Source organism: Pseudoalteromonas sp. MMG012 (assembly GCF_018100875.1).
Classification (GTDB): Bacteria; Pseudomonadota; Gammaproteobacteria; order Enterobacterales; family Alteromonadaceae; genus Pseudoalteromonas; species Pseudoalteromonas aurantia.
Genome location: NZ_JAGJEF010000079.1, coordinates 1 through 20720, shown reverse-complemented (window position 1 = coordinate 20720; position 20720 = coordinate 1). Strand labels below are relative to the sequence as shown.

The 20720-nt window shown below is 41.2% G+C and carries 19 protein-coding genes; 11 read left to right on the top strand and 8 right to left on the bottom strand.

Annotation, left to right across the window (positions count from 1 at the left end; genetic code table 11):
- The first annotated feature begins 210 nt into the window (after window positions 1-210).
- Window positions 211-825 (top strand): trimeric intracellular cation channel family protein, encoded by a 615-nt coding sequence (locus tag J8L97_RS19470; RefSeq protein WP_138598540.1) that lies wholly within the window; start codon window positions 211-213, stop codon window positions 823-825.
- Window positions 826-849: 24 nt separating this feature from the next.
- Complete coding sequence (locus tag J8L97_RS19465; RefSeq protein WP_211052231.1) at window positions 850-2364, top strand: YifB family Mg chelatase-like AAA ATPase; 1515 nt, start codon at window positions 850-852, stop codon at window positions 2362-2364.
- A 13-nt stretch (window positions 2365-2377) separates the two neighbouring features.
- On the opposite strand, the gene J8L97_RS19460 is transcribed toward J8L97_RS19465, so the two are convergent.
- Entirely contained in the window at window positions 2378-3082 is a 705-nt protein-coding gene (locus tag J8L97_RS19460) for a response regulator transcription factor (RefSeq protein WP_192506273.1), read from the bottom strand.
- A gap of 229 nt (window positions 3083-3311) precedes the next feature.
- Window positions 3312-5765 (bottom strand): S9 family peptidase, encoded by a 2454-nt coding sequence (locus J8L97_RS19455; protein WP_211052230.1) that lies wholly within the window; start codon window positions 5763-5765, stop codon window positions 3312-3314.
- A 109-nt stretch (window positions 5766-5874) separates the two neighbouring features.
- Between J8L97_RS19455 and J8L97_RS19450 the strand changes: the two genes are divergently transcribed.
- Window positions 5875-6963: a CNNM domain-containing protein gene (locus J8L97_RS19450; RefSeq protein WP_192506275.1), complete on the top strand. Its 1089-nt coding sequence runs from the start codon at window positions 5875-5877 to the stop codon at window positions 6961-6963.
- Here J8L97_RS19450 and J8L97_RS19445 read toward each other — a convergent pair.
- Complete coding sequence (locus J8L97_RS19445) at window positions 6947-8155, bottom strand: EAL domain-containing protein (RefSeq protein WP_211052229.1); 1209 nt, start codon at window positions 8153-8155, stop codon at window positions 6947-6949. The genes J8L97_RS19450 and J8L97_RS19445 overlap by 17 nt on opposite strands.
- 138 nt (window positions 8156-8293) lie before the next feature.
- On the opposite strand from J8L97_RS19445, the gene J8L97_RS19440 reads away from it, so the two are divergent.
- Window positions 8294-9307, top strand: a complete 1014-nt coding sequence (locus J8L97_RS19440; RefSeq protein WP_210995813.1) for a site-2 protease family protein — start codon at window positions 8294-8296, stop codon at window positions 9305-9307.
- A gap of 17 nt (window positions 9308-9324) precedes the next feature.
- Here the strand turns inward: J8L97_RS19440 and J8L97_RS19435 are convergent, their stop codons facing one another.
- Window positions 9325-10641, bottom strand: a complete 1317-nt coding sequence (locus J8L97_RS19435; protein ID WP_211052228.1) for a short-chain fatty acid transporter — start codon at window positions 10639-10641, stop codon at window positions 9325-9327.
- Between the two features lie 191 nt (window positions 10642-10832).
- Here J8L97_RS19435 and J8L97_RS19430 point away from each other — a divergent pair, with 191 nt between their 5' ends.
- The gene (locus J8L97_RS19430) at window positions 10833-11072 is read left to right on the top strand and encodes a hypothetical protein (RefSeq protein ID WP_210995815.1); all 240 of its coding nucleotides are present in this window, start codon (window positions 10833-10835) and stop codon (window positions 11070-11072) included.
- Here the strand turns inward: J8L97_RS19430 and J8L97_RS19425 are convergent.
- A complete protein-coding gene (locus J8L97_RS19425; protein WP_211052227.1) occupies window positions 11052-11963 on the bottom strand; it encodes an AEC family transporter in 912 nt (303 codons plus the stop codon). The two genes, J8L97_RS19430 and J8L97_RS19425, sit on opposite strands and share 21 nt — an antisense overlap.
- A 106-nt stretch (window positions 11964-12069) precedes the next feature.
- On the opposite strand from J8L97_RS19425, the gene J8L97_RS19420 reads away from it, so the two are divergent.
- A complete protein-coding gene (locus J8L97_RS19420) occupies window positions 12070-12438 on the top strand; it encodes a YacL family protein (RefSeq protein ID WP_211052226.1) in 369 nt (122 codons plus the stop codon).
- Window positions 12439-12461: 23 nt separating this feature from the next.
- Here J8L97_RS19420 and J8L97_RS19415 read toward each other — a convergent pair whose 3' ends face one another.
- On the bottom strand, window positions 12462-13166 hold the full coding sequence (locus J8L97_RS19415) for a 2OG-Fe(II) oxygenase (RefSeq protein ID WP_192506282.1): 705 nt from the start codon (window positions 13164-13166) through the stop codon (window positions 12462-12464).
- Window positions 13167-13195: 29 nt separating this feature from the next.
- Between J8L97_RS19415 and J8L97_RS19410 the strand changes: the two genes are divergently transcribed.
- Entirely contained in the window at window positions 13196-13582 is a 387-nt protein-coding gene (locus J8L97_RS19410) for a thioesterase family protein (RefSeq protein ID WP_210995818.1), read from the top strand.
- A gap of 30 nt (window positions 13583-13612) precedes the next feature.
- Here J8L97_RS19410 and J8L97_RS19405 read toward each other — a convergent pair whose 3' ends face one another.
- Complete coding sequence (locus tag J8L97_RS19405) at window positions 13613-14677, bottom strand: hypothetical protein (RefSeq protein WP_211052224.1); 1065 nt, start codon at window positions 14675-14677, stop codon at window positions 13613-13615.
- 40 nt (window positions 14678-14717) lie between these two features.
- Complete coding sequence (gene uvrA, locus J8L97_RS19400) at window positions 14718-17537, bottom strand: excinuclease ABC subunit UvrA (protein WP_211052222.1); 2820 nt, start codon at window positions 17535-17537, stop codon at window positions 14718-14720.
- A 164-nt stretch (window positions 17538-17701) separates the two neighbouring features.
- Between uvrA and J8L97_RS24125 the strand changes: the two genes are divergently transcribed.
- The 4 genes from J8L97_RS24125 to ssb all read left to right on the top strand — a co-directional run bounded on the left by J8L97_RS24125 (window position 17702) and on the right by ssb (window position 20557).
- Entirely contained in the window at window positions 17702-18163 is a 462-nt protein-coding gene (locus J8L97_RS24125; protein ID WP_409455173.1) for a substrate-binding periplasmic protein, read from the top strand.
- 93 nt (window positions 18164-18256) lie between these two features.
- On the top strand, window positions 18257-18424 hold the full coding sequence (locus J8L97_RS24120) for a hypothetical protein (RefSeq protein ID WP_409455172.1): 168 nt from the start codon (window positions 18257-18259) through the stop codon (window positions 18422-18424).
- 52 nt (window positions 18425-18476) lie between these two features.
- Complete coding sequence (locus J8L97_RS19390) at window positions 18477-19844, top strand: MFS transporter (protein WP_211052220.1); 1368 nt, start codon at window positions 18477-18479, stop codon at window positions 19842-19844.
- Between the two features lie 17 nt (window positions 19845-19861).
- A complete protein-coding gene (ssb, locus tag J8L97_RS19385; RefSeq protein WP_211052218.1) occupies window positions 19862-20557 on the top strand; it encodes a single-stranded DNA-binding protein in 696 nt (231 codons plus the stop codon).
- Window positions 20558-20720: the final 163 nt, after the last annotated feature.

Here is a 20720-nt window from a genome sequence, read left to right as displayed (position 1 = left end):
TATAATTCCATTATAGCGATTAAAGCAAAGTTATGGCATGGCGGTTGTCTGAGCTACTTTTATTTAGTTTATAAGAATGATTTTGGTTTTTAGTAATGTAGTGTAGGTAATGACTGGTTTTTATTTTTGATATGTTGTTTTTATAATAATGAGCTGCCAGTGTTAGAGAGAGTTGCTCTTTGATAAGCTATTTTTAGGATGAGATTTTATATGACTGAGTTATTTCATTGGTTTGATTTGCTTGGTGTAATGGTATTTGCTATTTCAGGTACTTTGATTGCGCACAGTAAACACATGGATGGATTTGGGGTGGTGGTGCTGGCTACTGTTACAGCAATCGGGGGCGGAACCCTTCGGGATATTATTTTAGATGTGCCGGTATTTTGGTTACATGATGCAAGTTATTTTATTGCGATTGGTGTTGCCATCATGATCAGCGTTTATTTTTTAAATCGACATAAGCAAATTCCACAGCAGATGTTACAAATAGCGGATGCGTTTGGACTGGCATTTTTTGCCGTTATGGGGGTGCAAAAAGCGCTATCAATTGGAATGCCTGATACAACAGCCATCATAATGGGGGTGATGACCGGGTGCTTTGGTGGGGTTATTCGAGATGTGCTAGCGGGGGATATGCCCCTTTTATTAAAGGGTGAGCTATACGCCATCACGTGTATATTCGGTGGGATAGTATATACTCAATTATCACACTGGGCGTTACCTGTTGAAGTCATTATGGTCTGTGCTATGTCTGCAACCCTTGGACTACGCTTGTTGGCAATGCATCATAAATGGGTGATCCATATATTTAAATACCCAGAATAGCTAAGTAATTAAAGGGACAAGGATATGTCACTTGCTAAAGTTTATACACGTGCCCAAGTTGGGATCTCTGCACCGGAAGTCACCGTTGAAGTACATTTAAGCAATGGGCTACCAGCATTTCATATTGTCGGGTTACCTGAGACCTCGGTAAAAGAAGCCCGAGAGCGGGTGCGCTCTGCGTTAACCAATTCAAAGTTTTTGTTCCCTGAGCAACGGATCACCGTTAACTTGGCCCCTGCAGATTTACCGAAAGAGGGCGGACGCTATGATCTGGCGATTGCAGTGGGTATTTTAGTGGCTTCCAACCAGTTACAGGCATTTCAGTCACACCACTACGAATTTTATGGCGAGCTGACATTAAGTGGTGAGGTGCATTCGGTCCATGCCATTTTACCAGCAGTACTTGCGGCAGAGAAGGCGCGGAGGTGTTGCTACATTCCACAAGGCAACGATCAGGTAGCCAGTCTAGCTCAACATTGTAATCGAAAGGCGGTAAGCTCTCTACAATCACTATGGTTAGATTTACAAGGTCAAGACACTCTGCCATTAAACATGCAGTACCCTACGGTAAAAACACATTCAGCTAGCTCACATTTAGACATGAGTGAAGTCAAAGGTCAAAGTGCAGCAAAGCGTGTATTAGAAATTGCAGCAGCTGGAGGCCATAACACTTTATTTTTAGGACCGCCAGGTACTGGAAAGTCGATGCTTGCACAACGGATGCCAACAATCATGCCTGATTTACAAGATAATGAAGCCTTAGAAACTGCGGCAGTTTATTCTTTAATAGGGCATTCTATCAATTTAAAAAATTGGCGAGCTAGACCATTTCGTAGCCCGCACCATACTTGTTCAGCTGTTGCACTCGTGGGTGGATCATCAAACCCAAAGCCAGGTGAGATTTCACTCGCGCATAATGGTGTATTATTTCTTGATGAGTTACCAGAGTTTGAGCGTAAGGTACTAGATTCACTGCGAGAGCCAATGGAAACTGGCAAAGTCACGATATCAAGAGCAGCTAGGCAAGTAGACTTTCCAGCCAGATTTCAACTAATCGCTGCATTAAACCCGAGCCCAACAGGCTCTTATACCGACAAACGAGCGACGGTGGACCAAGTGCTTAGATACTTAGCAAAGATCTCCGGCCCCTTTTTAGACCGTATTGATTTACAAATCGAACTTCCGAGGTTGACAACTGGTGAGTTGCAAAGTGCAGAGGTCGCTGAGTCGAGTGATTGCATTAGAGCCCGAGTAAATACGGCACATACGATAGCAGTGAATCGGCAGGGGGTTTGTAATGCGTTGTTAGGAACTAAAGAATTGATGCAACATTGTCAATTGGGTGAATATGAATCTCAGTTCTTAGGTACGGCGACTGATAAGTTATGCTTATCACCGCGCTCCTACCATCGAGTATTGAAGGTCGCTAGGACAATTGCAGACATGGCTGGTCGGGAAAAAATTGCTCTGGTAGATCTTAAAGAATCGTTAAGTTACCGAGCATTAGAGCGCTTATTAACGCAATTAACTCGGTATTAGGACTACACAAAAACTAGGTAGAAAGCATATAACCTTTGCCACGCACTGTGACTATGCGCTTTTGCTCTTTTTCATCTCCAAGTTTCTTTCTTAGTCGGCCGATCAGTACATCAACCGTTCGGTCACTAGGGCTCCAATCAGGTTGCCCTATATCTTCGGATATTTTTTCTCTTGATGTCGCTTTACCTGCGTTAGCTATTAAACAAATCAGTACTTTATGTTCCGCTTCAGTTAATCGTGACTCTTCATTTTGGCCATTAATCAGTGTGCGATTATCTGGGTGTAGTTTAAAGTCAGCATATTCAATAAACTCTTCTGATTCATCTTGGTCGCCAACAATGGTTAGACGTTTACACAAGGCACGCATTCTCAACTCAAGTTCAAGTAAGTCTACAGGTTTACAAATGTAGTCATCAGCTCCTTGAGCTAACCCTGCTATTCTGTCAGCTTGAGAGTCTCTGCTAGACAGCATAATGACACCAATATCGGTTAAAGTATTGAGCTCTTTAGCCAACTCGAGACCATCAGTTGCTGGTAAAACGATATCAACAATAGCCAAAGTTATTTTATTGTTATCTTGTTGACTACTTTGAACACGATCAAGTGCGGTTGCACCGGTATTATCGACGTCGATCGAAAACTCGGTGTTAGCAAAGTGGTTTAAAATTCGCTTGGCTAAAAGTTCATCGTCTTCTACTAATAATACGTGAATGCTCATAGTGTCGCTATCTAATCAATAATTACCTCTATATTAGCATTGTCAAAAGTCAGCTGAGAAGTGTAAGGCGATTATTTTATGATAAAAAAGCGTGAAAACTTAAAATGAACCAGCAATGAATGATGTTTATTGTTGATAAAATGTGTACAAATGAGAGGGGTACGTTTTGTACATACCCCTGTCTATGTCAAAGAGTGGCGAAAAAGCCTACCTGTTTTTTATACACACCTTATTTACTGTAAATATATTGCCACCACTGCGGTTGATCTTTTAAGTGCATATCAAAGTAAGCGAGCATAGTGTCCCACCAATGAAAGCGTCGGTCGCGTACAATGATTTGGTGGTCCGCGTCTTTATATTCAATAAGTTCTACATCTTTACCTAATAATTTAAGTGCAGTGTACATATTGTGACTTTCACCTGGTGGCACATTGGTATCTGCATCGCCATGAATTAATAATAAAGGGGTTGTAACTTTATCAGCATGAAAAACTGGACTTTGTTGTGAGTAAAGTGAGGGATTATTCCATGGAAAGCTGTTTTTAGACGCTTCGCCAGAATATAAATAGCCCCACCAGCCTTGGCCCCAATATGAGGTAATATTAGAAATACCTGCATGTGCAATGGACGCACTGAACAAGTCTGTTTTGGTTGCGAGCAACATAGTCATAAAGCCACCATAAGATGCACCTAAATTACCTAAGCGATTCTTATCGACAAATGGGTAAGCTTTTAAAAACTCGTTGGTACCTTGAATAATATCGTCTGCTGTATGCTCGCCCCATGCATTGACATGCTTGGCTGAAAATTCTTGGCCAAAACCAGTAGCACCTGTTGGTTGTACCACGTAAACCACATAGCCTTGTGCTGCCCATAGGTTAAATGGATAGCGACCTGTAAAGCCTCTAGAAACCGGTGATGTGCCGCCATAGTAGTAAATTAACGCTGGATGTTTCTTAGAAGTATCTAGGTTGTGTGGTAAGTAAACTCGGCCACTGATCTGCGTGCCAGACTCATTGGTGAAGTTAAACTCCTCCAAAGAGGCAATTTCGCTATTATCATAAGCGACAGATTTAGAGTCCCATAGTGTTTTTGTTTTGTTGCGTTTTACGGTAACTAAATTCAATGCTTGTGGTGATGAGGCTTGGCTTCCAGTGACAAGGATTTGGTCTTTACTTGTCTTAGACACACTATAACTTTGTACAACATCAAAACCAGTATTGAGCTTTTTGAAGCGACGCTTACTTTCATCATAGAGATATAACTGTTTTGTATCTTTGTCAGTAACATTCAGCACAGCATCGCCATTATTGAGCACGCGCAGACCCCCAATCGCAGGGGCGAATTTTTTGCTTAGAGCTTGCGGTTTTACACCGTCATTATTTAACAGATAAAGCTGACCATCGTAATTATTGGCTAGCATATCTTTTGGCAGGTTTCTGCCAAGGCCTTGGCTAAAGTCGGGGCCCGCTATAACGTAAATACCTTTGTTCGTGTATTTAGCTTGGTTAAATGTTCTATATTGGCCAAGCATTTTTTCTGTATGGTTCGATAAGTCAATTTCCACTAATTGGGTTAACATATGTGGAGGCGCTGCGTAATCAACTGGGTTACGCGTTACTAGTACTGTATTACGCTCACTATCGAAGTCAGCTATGCGGGTGCTGATTTTACTTTCAGAGATGGAACTTACCAGTCTAGATTTTATATCGAGTAAGAAAGGCTGGCTAATTGAACGGGCGTATGACCAACGGTCTTCAAGGCCTGAATAATGCTTTACCAGAGTGTGTTTGTCATCGGGTGTATTCGACCAAGAGAAAATAAGCGTATCTTCATCGAAAAATTGATAACCTGATGCGCCTTTAAACTGTTCTGCAACGGTTTTTAGACTGAAGTCTTTAATATCGAGTATAGAGACTCGTTTATCTTGCGTAAACACAATGGCATTTGAGTCTGGTGACCATGATACTTGTGACGCCGAAACACCTGGAAAGCGATATAACACATCACCGTTGATGTTTTTAAGGCTTGTATTTGTAACCGCTGCATTTTCACGGCTTGTTTGATAGTGACGTTCGGTCGCCACGTAAAACTTACCATTAGGCGAAAGTGAGATAGCACTGATTATTGGGGCATCATAAAGTTGCTTTGCTGAAAGTGCCGTGGTCGTTTTATGTGTTAAAACGATTTCATCATGCGCCGCCTTTGGCGTGTAATCGATTGCCACTTTTTTCCAGTCATCAACCTGTTCAGTGATAATAATAACTTGATGGTCGCCCGTGACTGCGTGAAGAGGGAATTCATTTTTTCCTGTTAATGGTTCACCATTGAGAAACACATGGGCCTTTTCGATCCCAGAAAGTGTGAGGGTGCCTGCTACAAAACGTGTTGTGCTAAAATTGAAACGCAGTGCCTGCATACCATTCACTGTGAGAGCGCTCATTTGCTGAAGGTTTTGCCATGAATGTGTATGACCAAACACTTCCAGTTTTTGACTAGGCTTTTGCAGCTGAGGCAACAAGTTATTGATTATGCTTTTTTGATGCGGTGTATGATGTGGTTTTATGGTACTTTGTGTACCTAATGGACCGATAAACTGTATTTTACTCTCATCGAGAGGAGCTGCAGCTAGTTGTGTTGCGGCAGCTGAGAGTAATAATGTAACCGCGGTACGGAAAATCATAGTTGAGCCTATTGTAGGTAATAATATCGGCCCAATATATCATAGATATAGTTATTAATAAGCGGTCATGCGATTAACTGTCGTTAGCCCAATAGTAAGGAGTTACCTGTTGTTTCTATTAGTTAGTTATATGCTAATTGCCATCACCATTTCATTTTTATGCTCTGTGATGGAGGCAGTGCTTTTAAGCATTACGCCAAGCCATATTGCTATTTTGAAGAAAACACGTTTAACGTTGGCACTGCGAGTGCAAGCGTTAAAAAATAATATCGATAAGCCGTTAGCGGCTATTTTAACATTGAATACAGTAGCACATACCGCAGGTGCGGCGGGAGTGGGAGCTCAAGCTGCTGTGGTATTTTCCGATGCCGCTGTGGGGATTGCATCAGCCGTTATGACATTATTGGTTTTGGTGTTATCTGAAATCATTCCGAAGACATTAGGTGCAACTTATTGGCGAACACTCACTCCCATCGTTTCACTATGTTTAGTATGGCTTATCAGAATTTTAAAACCGTTTGTTTGGCTCTCAGATCAATTGACAAAATTAATGGGCAGTAAAGAAAACGAAGCTCAATATATTCGTCAAGAAATTGAAGCTATGGCGGAAATGGGCTCTGAAGCAGGTGCTTTAGATGAAGATGAAACACAAACCATTCGCAGTCTCTTAAGGTTTCGTCATGCGAAATTAGAAAAGGTGATGACACCACGTACGGTACTATTTAAAGTACATAAAGATATGACGGTGCATGAGTATTTATCGGAACATGGGGCTGTGTCATTTTCACGGGTATTAATTTATGACAAAAACACCGATGACATTATTGGTTTTGTACATAAAAACGATATTATGCTGGCTTATCATCGTTTAGGTAATGATTATAAAATTGGTAAATTGGCGATCGATTTATACACTGTACCAGAAACATTAGCAGCGCCAGAATTATTTCAAACCTTATTAGAAAAGCGCATACATATTGCACTTGTTATTGATGAATATGGAGATATTCAGGGCATTGTAACACTTGAAGATATGCTCGAGTCATTAATGGGAATGGATATTGTTGATGAACGTGACCAATCATCTAATATGCAACAAGCGGCAAAGAAAAAATGGCGCGATAGAGTGGATAACCACTCACACCTGATTGAAGCTGATGAAGAGTTGTTAGCTAAAAAAACTAAGAATTTGAATTAGTCATTCTAAGCCAAGAGTGTATCCAACGGATAAGCTCTTGCTTAGGCTTAGGCTTACAAATTAAAAAGCCTTGCATGAGTAGATTATGTTTATATCTATCTAAATACTGTAGTTCTTCGATTCTTTCTACCCCTTCAGCAACGATGCTGAGTTGCTCATTTTGTGCGATATCAACAAGGCTATCTATGATCACTTGAGAAAAGCGATCTGATTCGACATGGGTGATCAATGAACGGTCTATTTTTATTTCTGTAAAAGGTAAAGATTTGAGTTGGTGTAAGTTAGTAAAGCCGGTACCGAAATCATCTAAAGAAATTTCAAATCCACGGATCCTGAGTCGATTCATCGTTTCTAATTGCGTGTTGTTATCCAAGGGTAAGTGCTCGGTTATTTCGAGAATGATGTCTTGAGGCGTTAAGCGATTCAATTCCAAAATTAGGGCTAGTTTGTCAGGACAGCTGGGGTCGTTGAGTTGTGTTGGTGATAGATTAAAAGCCAAACGGACTTGTTGTCGTAATTCAGTTCGAATACTTTTGAGCTCTTCTGTGGCTTTTTCAAATAATTGAAATGTAATGAGGTTTATTAAATCTAAATCTTCTGCTGGGCCAATAAAGCGATGAGGCAGCAATATATCACTTTGATCATCATTGACGATTCTGGCTAAGACTTCAATGCTGGGCACCCGTTTGTTTACGCGATTTACTTTAGGCTGATAAAAGGGCGTAATTTGATTATGACTAATTGCATTCAGTAGCTCACTTTCTGTAAGTGGTTTATTTACATGACTTGCAGGGGCGATAAATGACTCAAGCTTGTGGATGAGCCTATCGACCTCACTAAGTTGTACAGGCTTAGTGATATTGCCAATTAAATGTGCGTTACATTGCCTCGCTAAATTGGCAGCCAAGTCGATCACTTTGTTATCCATTTCGGAAATGATAGCCACGCCGCCAGAAAACTTTAATTCCCCCAATTGACGAATTAACTCCATCCCGTCCATGTCTGGCATATTCAAATCAGTGAATATGGCATCATATTGGAAAGGGGCCTGCTGAACGTTTTGTAATGCTTGTTTGGCGTTGTTACAACAAGTGATATCTGCAATGCCTAATTCAGTTAAAATAGCTTGCATAACCATTAAAATAGCTTGAGAGTCATCGACTACCATTATTTTATTTATTGTGACCGCCATCTGCATATCCTTTGAAAACATTGCTTATACGAGTTTAGTACAGCATTGGAAAATTTAAATGAAATTAGTTGTAAAAGTAGGTTTGTATGCGTCTGGATTTGTTGGGATAATGGCTAAAAAGCTAATCGTAAAATAGATATGACAAAAGTAGAGTTTACCCTTGCAGAGCTGCACTTTGCAGTCCACACCTCAGCAGATGAAATAGTCCAAGTATTTTGTGAACAGCAAGCGATGGTATTGGAACGTATCAGTGACAATATCTATCACGGTGAAGTACATGATCATCAATTTCAGTTTAGTATAGAGAAGCTATCTGAGGGTTTAGTGGCCGTTGCCATTAATGGGCAACCTTGGCAGTGGATGGAATTACCCAATCAAACAGAGGCTAGTAAGTTTAGTTTTATGGGGATCACGGCTTTAGTATTTAAGCTGTTTAAAAGTGCAAAAGTTGTAAAAGCTGCATTGGCTGGCGCTTCGGTTGCAGGGTATGCCTGGTTATTTTCTTGGCAGTTCGCAATTATGTTGATTGTGTGTTTGGTCATACATGAGTATGGCCATGTGCGGGCCATGCAGTATTTTAAGATCAAAACCAAAGGGTTTTATTTAATTCCTTTTGTTGGGGGGTTAGCTGTCAGTGATGATAAGATAACGACACGCTGGCAAGATGTTGTGATCTCGTTGATGGGTCCGGCATTTGGCTTAATTACCTCTGTATTAGGGGTGGTATTATATTATGCCACTGAACTGGAAATATTTGCAGGTGTTGCTGTTTTAAGTGCACTTTTGAATTTATTTAATTTGCTACCTATGTTGCCATTAGATGGTGGGCATGTACTGAAAAGCATTAGTTTTTCGATGCGCTCATGGGTCGGCTTATTGGTGTGTCTTGGTGGCGTTTTATTTGGATTGTGGGTCAGTTACACATTTGGTTTGATGCTGTTGGTATTTTTCCTATTCATTGGCACACTAGAAATTGTCTTTGAATGGCGAGGGCGTAAGCAATCACATTTAATCCCTTTAGATAGATATGGGCAAGTTTTCTCTGCGGTAATGTACAGTGTTGTGGTTGCAGGGCATGTGGCTGTGATGATGCACTTCGCAGACTCAGAAAATGCCATTTTGAGTCTGCCCATGAAAATTCTATCGAGTTAGTGCAATTATAGTGGTCATTATAGCCAAGTAAGTATGGCGGCAATGATACAGCCCGACACAAGTAACTGAATAAAACAAAAGCCCATAATGTCTTTTGCTTTTAATCCTGCAATCGCCAGTACAGGCAGGGCCCAAAAGGGTTGGATCAAATTGGTCCACGCATCGCCCCATGCGACTGCCATCGCGACTCTCGGTAAATCGGCGCCGAGTTCCATGGCTGCCGGAAGTACAACCGGGGCTTGGATCGCCCACTGTCCGCCACCCGATGGAATAAAAATATTTACTAGACCCGCACTTATAAAGCTCCAAAAAGGCAGTGATTCAGCAGTGCTGATTTTTACAAAAGCAGATGAGATTTGCTGTGCCAACCCTGAATCAATCATAATGGCCATGATCCCCGCGTAAAATGGAAATTGAATAATAATGCCGGCCCCGCCTTGTATGGCATTTTGTAAGCTATTGAGTAAGTTTGCGGGTGTTTTATGGAGTAAAATAGCCAGAAATAAAAATATACTGATCACGCTGTTTAGGTTTAACCCCTTATTTTGGATGAAAAAATAAGAAACTAAATAAATGCAGCCAAGTAAACCAATTGAGATACCCAGCCAAGTATTTTGCTCCAGCTTTTGCGCAGGGGTGTTTAGCAATGTGTTAGGCAGAGGTTTATCACTTTCTTGAAGTTTTGCTTTGTCAATCAGCACATGCTTTGAGTTTGGTGGGAGCAGCAAAACATTCACAACAGGTAAAATTATTAACATAGCCCCGAGTAAAATGAGGTTAAATGGCGCAAAGAGCGTGTCAGTGGTGCTAATTAAGCCAATAGTTTGCGTGGCAAAATGATTCGGGGTTGCTATTGTGAGGGGCACTGAGCCAGATAGCCCGCCATGCCATACAATAAACCCTGAGTAGGCACTGGCAACGAGTACTCGGTAATCTACGTCAATGCGTTTAGCGAGAGCTTTAGCAAATAATGCCCCAATAACGAGGCCAAAGCCCCAATTAATCCAGCTGGCCAGCATTGATACTAATGAGATCAGAGTAATAGCTAAGGCAGGTGTTTTCGCTTGCTGAGCTAACTTATCTAAGACTGCGATACAAGTGGGGGTACTGGCTAACATATAACCGGATACGAGTATTAATAGCATTTGCATTGAGAAAGTGAGTAACGTCCAAAAACCTTGGCCCCATGCGTTGATAGCATCAATGGGTGTAAAAGGGGTGACGGTGCTTGCTAAAGTCAGTACGATAAGGGTTAGGATTAGTACAAAGACATATGGGTCAGGTAGATAGCGCTCAACTAAATGGGTTAAAGGGCGTGTGATCCGATAGAGCATAGCGTGAACATCCAAGTAGTTTTTGTTTTATCATAACTAATTATTTCACTAAAAGTTAGTGTAATACACTAATTTGGAATTAATAGAACTCGGGGTTGTATATTTAAGTTGTTGATATTTATCAGATATAAATATGGCATAAAAACTGTATTGCTCATGTAAGTTAATTATTTTTATTAAAAGAGGTTGCTATGGCAGGTCAAGGCTCAGGCGGTAATGTAATCGCCGCAATATGTAACATTTTCTTCCCTGGTTTAGGCCAGTTAGTACAAGGGCGTATTTTATCCGCGCTTATTTTTGCGATTATCGTGGTTGGTGGATATGCATTGTGGTTCTTAATTATTCCTCCTGTTATTGGTGCAATCGCGCATTTATGGTCAATCATTGATGCTGCAAAATATAGTAGTGATTCAGGGTACGAGCGCCGTTAACCAAAGACTGAGTGTCACAATGCTAAGCAGTGTAGAAAGTGCGACACTGCTGGCCATTACAGCCTGCTGAGTATTTAATTGACGGGCAACTAAATAGGCATTTACACCTAAAGGTGATGCACTCATTAAGGTCACAACGCTTATCAGCGTTGTATCAAGTTTAAACCCCCACCTCGCAGTTATATAAACAGCCAGCGGCAAGATGATTAATTTTATTAGGCTAATTAATAGAGCAGGTTGCCAAGCGTGTTTAATTGAATAGTTCACCAAATTAGCCCCTAATACAAAAAGTGCTCCGGCAATTGCTGGTTCCGCTAACAAGAGTAATGCTGATTGGACTGGCTGTGGGAGAGCTATATTGAGTAGATTTGCTAAAAGTCCACAACTAATACTGAGCACGATTGGATTGATAAACAAAGGTTTAAGTAGTTTAACTAGATTGTTTTTGTGCTCTGTAGCACAGAAGAATGTGAGGGCGAAGAGCATGGCGCTATGAAAAGTAATAATGATAAATACTAAGGCGCCATATTGTGCGCCTAAACTGGTGATGATAATTGGCAGTCCAACTAAAACAGTATTTGAGTAAGTGCAGCCTAGAGCGAATATGGCGGAATCAGCCAGCGGTGTCTTTTTTATTATTTTTAATAAGGATGTACACAGGATGTAGACAGTGAGTACTGGACCGTAAAAACTGATCATAACAGTTGCAGATAACACCCGAGATAGGTCAGCTTGATACATGCTAATAAAGAGTAATGTGGGTATCGCCAGATTGAAAAAAAATTGACGAAGTCCGACAAAGTGTTCATTAGAAAAAAGGTTGAATCTGGCGCAGATAAACCCTATCAGTGCGACAAAAACTAAAGGAAATAAAACACTTAAAGGCTGCATAAATGGCAATCGTTCGAATAAAGAGGGTATTATCCGTGCTCTTGTTGTACAGAACAAGCTATTGCACAGTATAATAGCATGCTTAATCGTTAATTAAGGTTCAATTTTGGAGTATCAATTTATCCGAGACCCGATTGCAGGGTTAAAAGTTAGAATAAGTGACGAACAAGCTCTTATAGCCCGTTGGTTAAACGAAGAACTCGATAAAAGTGAAGTCGCAGAACTCGTGACTCGGTGTCATATGATGACGAAAGGGCAGCCTGCTTGGGTGAGACTGGGTAATGAAATTCGCTTTACGTTGAATGCCGATGAAGCATTATTTGAAGCACATGCATTATTTCAAGAGGGTGATGATATTAGCCAATATGCAGATGATGCATTAGAACTTGATGATCATAGATTAGTTGCAGGGTGTGGATTTGAAGACTTTGTGGCGTTATTAATGGCATGGCAGGCATTTATTGCAGGCAAGTAACCTGCAATAATTTGAACGAAAATTCATGATTCGGGCTGACCATATATTTGCTCAGCTCGATTGAACAGTACCCAAGAAGTTAAAATATATTTGTCGTTAGAAATCGGTTTATTCCCTCGGTGGGTATGAGTAAAGTAACCTGGTGCTATCACCATACTCCCTTTCACAGGGGCAATCTTTTTATTCTGATAAACAAATTCAGTCTCTCCCCCTTCTTCAACATCATTTAAGTAAAACATAAAGAGTAAGACTCTGTGTAGCGCTTCGTTATGCCCAAGTTGAGGATAAACTTCGCTATGCCAATAGGGATAGCCTCCTTTGTTGATGTCATATTTTTGTGCTTGGATAGAGCCTAAGCGAAAAATTTGCTGGGTTAGTAGGTGTATTTGTGGTTTGCCAACCTCTTCAAAGTTATCAATGGTCAGGTCTACTGGTTGGCCTGTTTTTGGGTGGTATACCTTGAGTCCAAAAGCACCGATCAGCATGAAAAAGTGTTCTTCGATATACTTGAATACGTGTTGAGCTGTTACTTGTTGTATATGTTCAAGGTTTTGTGCGTATTCAGGGTGAGAATTTAAATACAGATCTTGACTCATTTTTTTGCTAAGGTCGACACCACCCGATGTGGTCCCTTGTTTTAAGTGTGGGCTTTGCTCAAATGTATTGATAAATTGATCACAAAACTCAGTGCTTAGCGCGTTTTCATAAACGCGTATAAAATCTGTCATGACTGTACCTACATGTTATTGGAATTATTATGTTGTCAGAAGTATTAATGCCTCGGTTTAGTGAAACCGATGTCTTAGGACATATCAACAATACCGTACTCCCAGTGTGGTTTGAAGCCGCACGAGTGCCAATTTTTAAAATATTTACACCTGATCTAAATCCTCTCGATTGGAAATTAATTGTCGCGAAAGTTGAAGTGACATTTAAAGGAGAATTGTTCTATGGTCAAGCTGTTGAAATAAAAACAAAAATAGAAAAAGTTGGTAATAGTTCATTTGTTATCTTACAGCAAGCTTGGCAGCATGATGAATGCTGCGCTGAAGGAAGAACAGTAATGGTACGCTATGATTTTTCAAAAAAATCAGCACAAACCCTAAGCGATAATGAACGAAGTGCATTAACAATGTACCTTTAAGTCATTGCTAGAATGAATTTGACGCGCTGCTTATTGCTTAGGTGTGATAAATTCATGTCCAATCGCCGCAGAAATACAAGGTTTAACAGTGAAAGAGTACTCAACCCCAGTATCATTGGTATGCTTAATTATCTCTAATATTTCATAATCATTGAGTTCAATGACACGACTCGCGGGGGTTAATTGACACCGTGATTTACTATCGGCTTCTTGGTCATAAATAAAATCGGCCAGTACTTGTTTACGCCAAAGAAAAAAGCGCTCAGAGCGTGCGATATTATCTTCTAGTTGAGAGAGTATTTCCTCAGCTTCAACATCATCCTCGTCATCAGTGATGGTAATGTCACTGCCTGTGGCTTGTTTCGTTATGTTTGACATCTCAACGCGCCCGACGGTCCCTGCAATATTTATGGTGACGGGTTTATCTGATACCGCTTTCATTAAATCAGAGACAACCAAGTTAACACCGTGTGCTAATCCAGAGCTACTTAAAAATAATGCCATATGAATGGTCAAAATTGAGCTTAATGCAAAGCGAACAACCCCTGTAATAATGGGAAAGCGATATTCTGGTGCATGCCATAATTTGGCTAAGCCAAAAGGTTTGATGAGCAGTAAAAATATGAGGTATATAGGCATTAATAATTGTAACAATAATAAGGCTGCAACGCTGGTGGTGATAAACCAAGTTGGTAGTGATAGTAAGACACTTAAGTTATGTGTGTAAGGAAAGTGATCAGAGCTGACTCCGGTAATATCATTGACGTGACCAGCGGCTTGTACTAAAGCGAAGTTAGCAATAAATGCGTAGAATAGAAAAATCAGGGATTTTCCGGGTAAGCTATCCCAGACATACAAAAATTTAGGCCAAAATTCATATATCAATGCCGCGAGTACGAGTGCTGAAACGGCAAAAAGTGCGAAGCCAGTGTCGGCATCGACACCTGTGATCAGAAAACAGATATTGGCGCAACATGCCAATAGGTAGCTACGTTGGGCAAACGTGAGGCTATGCCAAAATGCATGAAAACGTTCTTTATATGAACCAATGATTGAGGCAATAGAAAAAGAGTTGAATGAAGGAAGCTGGCGCATAACGTACCTGTAATTATTGTTATGCGCCAATGATAGGTGCTTACAGTAAAGGCTTCAAGTATTTACCTGTGTGAGATTCATGGCATTGGGCGACTTGTTCTGGCGTGCCTGCAATCAATATTTGCCCGCCCCCAGCGCCGCCTTCAGGTCCTAAGTCAACAATCCAATCAGCAGTCTTAATCACATCCAAGTTATGTTCAATAACGACGACAGTGTTGCCGTGGTCACGCAGTCTGTGTAACACCACGAGCAGTTGTTGAATATCGTGAAAATGTAGGCCAGTGGTCGGCTCGTCTAATATATAGAGCGTTTTACCTGTGTCTCTTTTTGAAAGTTCTCGGGCCAATTTAACTCGTTGTGCTTCGCCACCAGATAAGGTAGTCGCGGCTTGCCCTAATCGAATATACGATAACCCCACATCCATTAAAGTTTGCAATTTACGGTTAATAGCTGGGATTTTTTCAAAGAAGCGATGGGCATCTTCGACCGTCATTTCGAGCACTTGATGAATATTTTTATCTTTATAAAGCACTTCAAGTGTTTCACGGTTATAACGCTTACCCGTACACACATCGCAAGGAACATATACGTCAGGTAAAAAGTGCATTTCGACTTTAATCACCCCATCGCCTTGGCAAGCCTCACATCGACCCCCTTTGACATTAAAGCTGAAACGACCCACTTTGTAGCCTCGAGAACGTGCTTCTTGGGTGCCTGCAAATAGTTCTCTTATGGCTGTAAAGATCCCGGTATAAGTCGCTGGATTTGAACGAGGGGTACGGCCGATTGGACTTTGGTCAATATCAATGACTTTATCAAAGTGCTCTAAACCACTGATTGATTCATGTGCTGCAGGTTCTGCTGTTGTGGCGCCGTTGAGTTCAGTATGAGCTAGTTTAAATAGTGTGTCGTTAATAAGCGTTGATTTACCAGAACCTGAGACGCCTGTAATACAGGTCATCAAGCCAAATGGGATCTCTAAATCAACATTTTTTAAATTGTTGCCTTTGGCACCAAACAACGCTAACCACTTGTCATTGGTGGGGTGGCGTTGCTCTGGTACGGCAATACACTTTTTGCCGCTGAGGTATTGTCCAGTAATTGAGTCTGGATTGTTAACGATGGCATCACGATCACCTTGGGCAATAACATAACCACCATGCACACCGGCTCCTGGACCAATATCAATGATATGGTCAGCGGCGCGAATAGCATCTTCGTCGTGTTCAACGACGATCACGGTATTACCTAAATCGCGTAAATGCGTGAGCGTACTGAGTAAACGATCATTATCTCGCTGGTGTAATCCAATTGATGGCTCATCTAACACATACATCACACCAACAAGGCCAGCACCAATTTGACTGGCAAGGCGTATTCTTTGTGCTTCTCCGCCTGATAATGTATCAGCACTGCGATCAAGAGAAAGATAATTTAACCCAACATTGATCAAAAATGAGAGCCGATCGCGGATCTCTTTTAAGATTTTTTCAGCAATTTGTGCTCTTTGACCAGTTAATGTTAATGATTGGAAGAAATCCATGGACTCACCAATACTCATGTTGGTAATAACAGGGAGTGTGGTGTGGCCGATAAACACATTTCGTGCTTCTTCACGTAAGCGAGAACCATTACAGCTTGGGCAGGCTTGACTGGTTTGATATTTAGCAAGCTCTTCGCGGACCGAGCTAGATTCGGTTTCGCGATAGCGGCGGTTCATATTATTTAGAACCCCCTCGAACTCATGATTTCGAGTGATTAAATCACCGCGATCATTTCTATAGTTAAAAGAGATCTTAGTTTGACCAGATCCTTCAAGTACAATTTTTTGATGGTCTTTACTTAATTCGTTAAAAGGAACTTCTAAATCAAATTCATAATGTTCGGCAACGGATTGCAACATTTGGAAATAATAGAAACTGCGTTTATCCCAGCCTTTAATCGCCCCCCCACTGAGGCTTAGCTCTTTGTTTTGTACGACACGTTGAGGATCAAAGTATTGCCTTACACCTAAGCCATCACAGCTTTGGCAAGCACCTGCTGGATTATTAAATGAAAATAAGCGAGGTTCAAGTTCCATCATGGCATAACCACAGCTCGGGCACGCAAAGTTAGCCGAAAAAATCAGTTCTTGGAAGTCAGAGTCGTCCATACTGGTTACAACAGCGATGCCTCCAGATAATTCTAATGCAGTTTCAAACGATTCAGCTAAACGCTGTTGCAGGCCTTCTTTGACTTTGAAGCGATCTACAACCACCTCTATGGTATGTTTTTTGTGTAACTCAAGAGTGGGAGGATCAGATAAATCGCAGACTTCGCCATCGATTCTTGCTCTAATATAACCTTGGCTGGCCAATTGTTCTAATAACTTTACATGTTCACCTTTGCGGTTTTTAACCACCGGAGCGAGCAACATCATTTTGCTGCCCTCAGGATGTTCGAGCGCGGTATCTACCATTTGGCTAATGGTTTGTGCTGCAAGCGGTTGATTGTGTGTAGGGCATCGGGGCTCCCCGACACGCGCAAATAAAAGTCTTAGGTAGTCATATATTTCGGTGATGGTTCCAACCGTTGAACGTGGGTTATGCGATGTTGATTTTTGTTCAATTGAAATAGCGGGTGATAGCCCTTCGATATGATCAACATCCGGTTTTTCCATCAAGGATAAAAACTGGCGAGCATAGGCAGATAAAGATTCAACGTATCGACGCTGACCTTCTGCATATAATGTATCAAATGCTAAAGATGATTTACCTGAACCTGACAGGCCGGTGATCACGATCAATTTATCGCGAGGAATGGTAAGGGAAATATCTTTTAAATTGTGCGTGCGAGCGCCTCTGACTTCTATTTTATCCATGCTGACCTAACTACAAAGTTTAATGGCGGTGGTGATAGCGAAACAGTATCGCATAATTTGCGTGAAATTAACGTATCTTTGCTAAACGAACTAAACTAATCACTGGGATCAATTATCGAGTCGTTATTTTGAATGTTGTTCGATATGGTGTGATAGGTCTGTTGATGATACTCACATTTGGCACAAGTGCGTGCGAATATGTAGTGCGTTTTGAAGATTATGGTGCACAATCAAAATTAGACAAGTCGTTAAATTGGCATGGGCTAGATGTCGACTTTGCCAAAGCTCTGTTAGATGAAGCTCATTGTACCTATCGGTTCGTCAGTGTGCCTTGGGGACGAGCATTGAAAATGCTTGAAATAGGAGAGATTGATATGATGCTCAGCGTATCTAAAACAGCGCTGAGAATGCAATACGCGTACTTTATTGGACCGCAGAGAATGGAAACCATTGTTTTTGCAATGAACACCAACAGAGTGTTTGACGTACCTACAGTTGAATCGTTGTTTACACTTCCTTCTCCGGTGGCAATACAACGAGATGCGTATTATGGAGAAGCATTCGATAAACGTATGGTGCAAGAGCTCGACGTGGATAGTCACTTTATCTATGTACCAGATAATTAACTTAAGCTGAATTTATTAAGACATGGGCGCATTTCTGGCTTTTTAGAAGAAAAATACAATATTTTGTATCAAAAAAGGAATAATCCTGACTTTGTGGCCATCACCATTAGTCCATTAGTGGTGAATGAAGACCCTGTTTATTATGCATTTAGCAAGCAAACGATTTCAAAGGAGCAGCGTGAGAAGTTACAAGCAGCCTTTATTGCTATCAAAAACTCTGGAAAATTAGCTCAGATCTTAAAAAAATATAAGTTAGACTGAGTTTTTTTGTTAGACTGTCGCGCGTTAAAGCTGGCTGACAAAAATGAGAAACATGTCCATTCACTCTTTAAATCGATTAGAAAAACGTGCTGCGGCCTCCTTGGCAAGCGTATTTGCATTTCGCATGCTGGGTTTATTTATGCTCATGCCAGTGCTGGCCATTTATGGGCAGTCGTTAGAACATGTGTCACCCATGTGGATTGGGCTGGCTATCGGAGTGTATGGGTTAACGCAAGCATTGTTACAAATTCCGATGGGGTGGCTTTCAGATAAATTTGGTCGCAAGCCGATTATTATTATGGGGCTCATTGTATTTGCATTGGGCTCTGTTGTTGCCGCAACAGCTGATTCAATTTATTGGGTGACAGCAGGACGTGCTCTACAAGGTATGGGCGCAATTGCCAGTGCTCTGCTTGCCCTCGCTTCGGATTTAAGTCGCGATGAACAACGTCCTAAAGTCATGGCCGTGATAGGTATGTGCATTGGCTTGAGTTTTGCCGTGGCCATGCTATTAGGCCCAATGGTCGCCTCTGCATTTGGTATATCAGGGGTGTTTTGGCTCACTGCAATACTGGCCATTTTGGGGATATTGATTATTTTATTTTTGGTACCGAGTGCTGTTCAACGGGCGCCAAAGGGCGATACGGTAGCTACATTTGTCGATATTCGTCGTTTAATTAAACACCCACAATTATTACGTTTAGATCTCGGAGTTATGCTGCTGCACCTTACTTTAACGACGTTATTTGTGGTATTGCCGGTGCAATTAATTACAGGGGGACTGGCGGCTCCACAACATTGGCAATTGTATATTCCTGTTTTATTACTTGCTTTTATATTAATGGCGCCGGTGATGATCATTGCAATGAAAAAGCAAAAAGAGAAAGAAGCTTTTCTGGGTTGTATTGGATTACTAATCGCAAGCTCATTAACTTTAGTTTTGGTGATTGATTCTGTTATTGGTATTGCTGTATGTATGTTACTTTATTTTATTGCCTTTAATTTTTTAGAAGCGACAATGCCAGCACTCGTCGCAAGGCTGTCACCAGCGAATCAAAAAGGTTCTGCAATGGGAGTATTTTCGTCTGGGCAATTTTTTGGTGCATTTCTTGGTGGAATATTAGGGGGTTATATTGCGCAGCAAGGTAATCCGCATGGAGTGTTTGCCGCGGTGGCCTGTGTTGGGGTAATATGGCTGGTAATTGCATGGCGAATGCAGATCCCACCAAAGAGTAAAATAATTAGTTTATTAGTCAGCTTGTCTGAAGGCGAAAAAGCGGAAGATATTGCAGATAAACTGATCACGTTACCTGGTGTTATTGAAGCAACGGTGGTACCAGAAGAAAGCCGTAGCTACTTGAAAATAGACGATAAAATTTTTGATTTAAATCAAGCTAAGCAAGTGCTTGGTTTGCAATAGAGTGAGGAGAAGGTGTCATGGCACGTGGTGTAAATAAAGTTATTTTGGTTGGTAATTTGGGTCAAGATCCTGAAGTACGTTATATGCCGAATGGCAATGGCGTTGCAAACATTACTTTAGCAACATCTGATAGTTACAAAGATAAAAACACGGGCCAAATGATCGATAAGACTGAATGGCATCGTGTAGTCTTTTTTGGAAAGTTAGCTGAAATTGTTGGCGAGTATTGCCGTAAAGGGTCTCAAATTTACGTAGAAGGTAAACTTCAAACACGTAAATGGACTGATCAAAGTGGTCAAGAAAAGTATACAACGGAAATTGTTGTTGATGGCTTTAGTGGTCAAATGCAAATGTTAGGTGGTCGTGGCGATCAACAGGGCGGTGGTCAGTATCAAGGTGGAGGCCAACAACAAGGTGGTTATTCACAACCACAAGCTCCATCACAATATAATCAAGCACCACAACAGCAAGGGGGCCACTCTCAGCCAGCCCAGAACCAACAAGGTGGCTTTGCGCCTCAAAACCAGAGTGCGCCTCAACAGAGTAACACTCAACAAGCGGGTGGATTTGCACCGCAACAAGCTGCGCCTGCACAACCTCAACAAAGTGCACCACAGCAACAAGGCGGATTTGCACCTAAGCCAGCTCCTGCAGGTGGCGCATCAAACCCAATGGAACCGCCAATTGATTTTGACGACGATATTCCGTTCTAGGAAACGTTAAATGTAAAAGTGTTAAATTAAGTGCATATTTTACAAGTTATTATGACGAACCCAGCATCATTGCTGGGTTTTTGTTTATTATAGATTGCAAACGAATTTATATTGTTGGCTGCATTGTTAGTTTTTACTGATAAATACCTTAAATTAGTGTAAT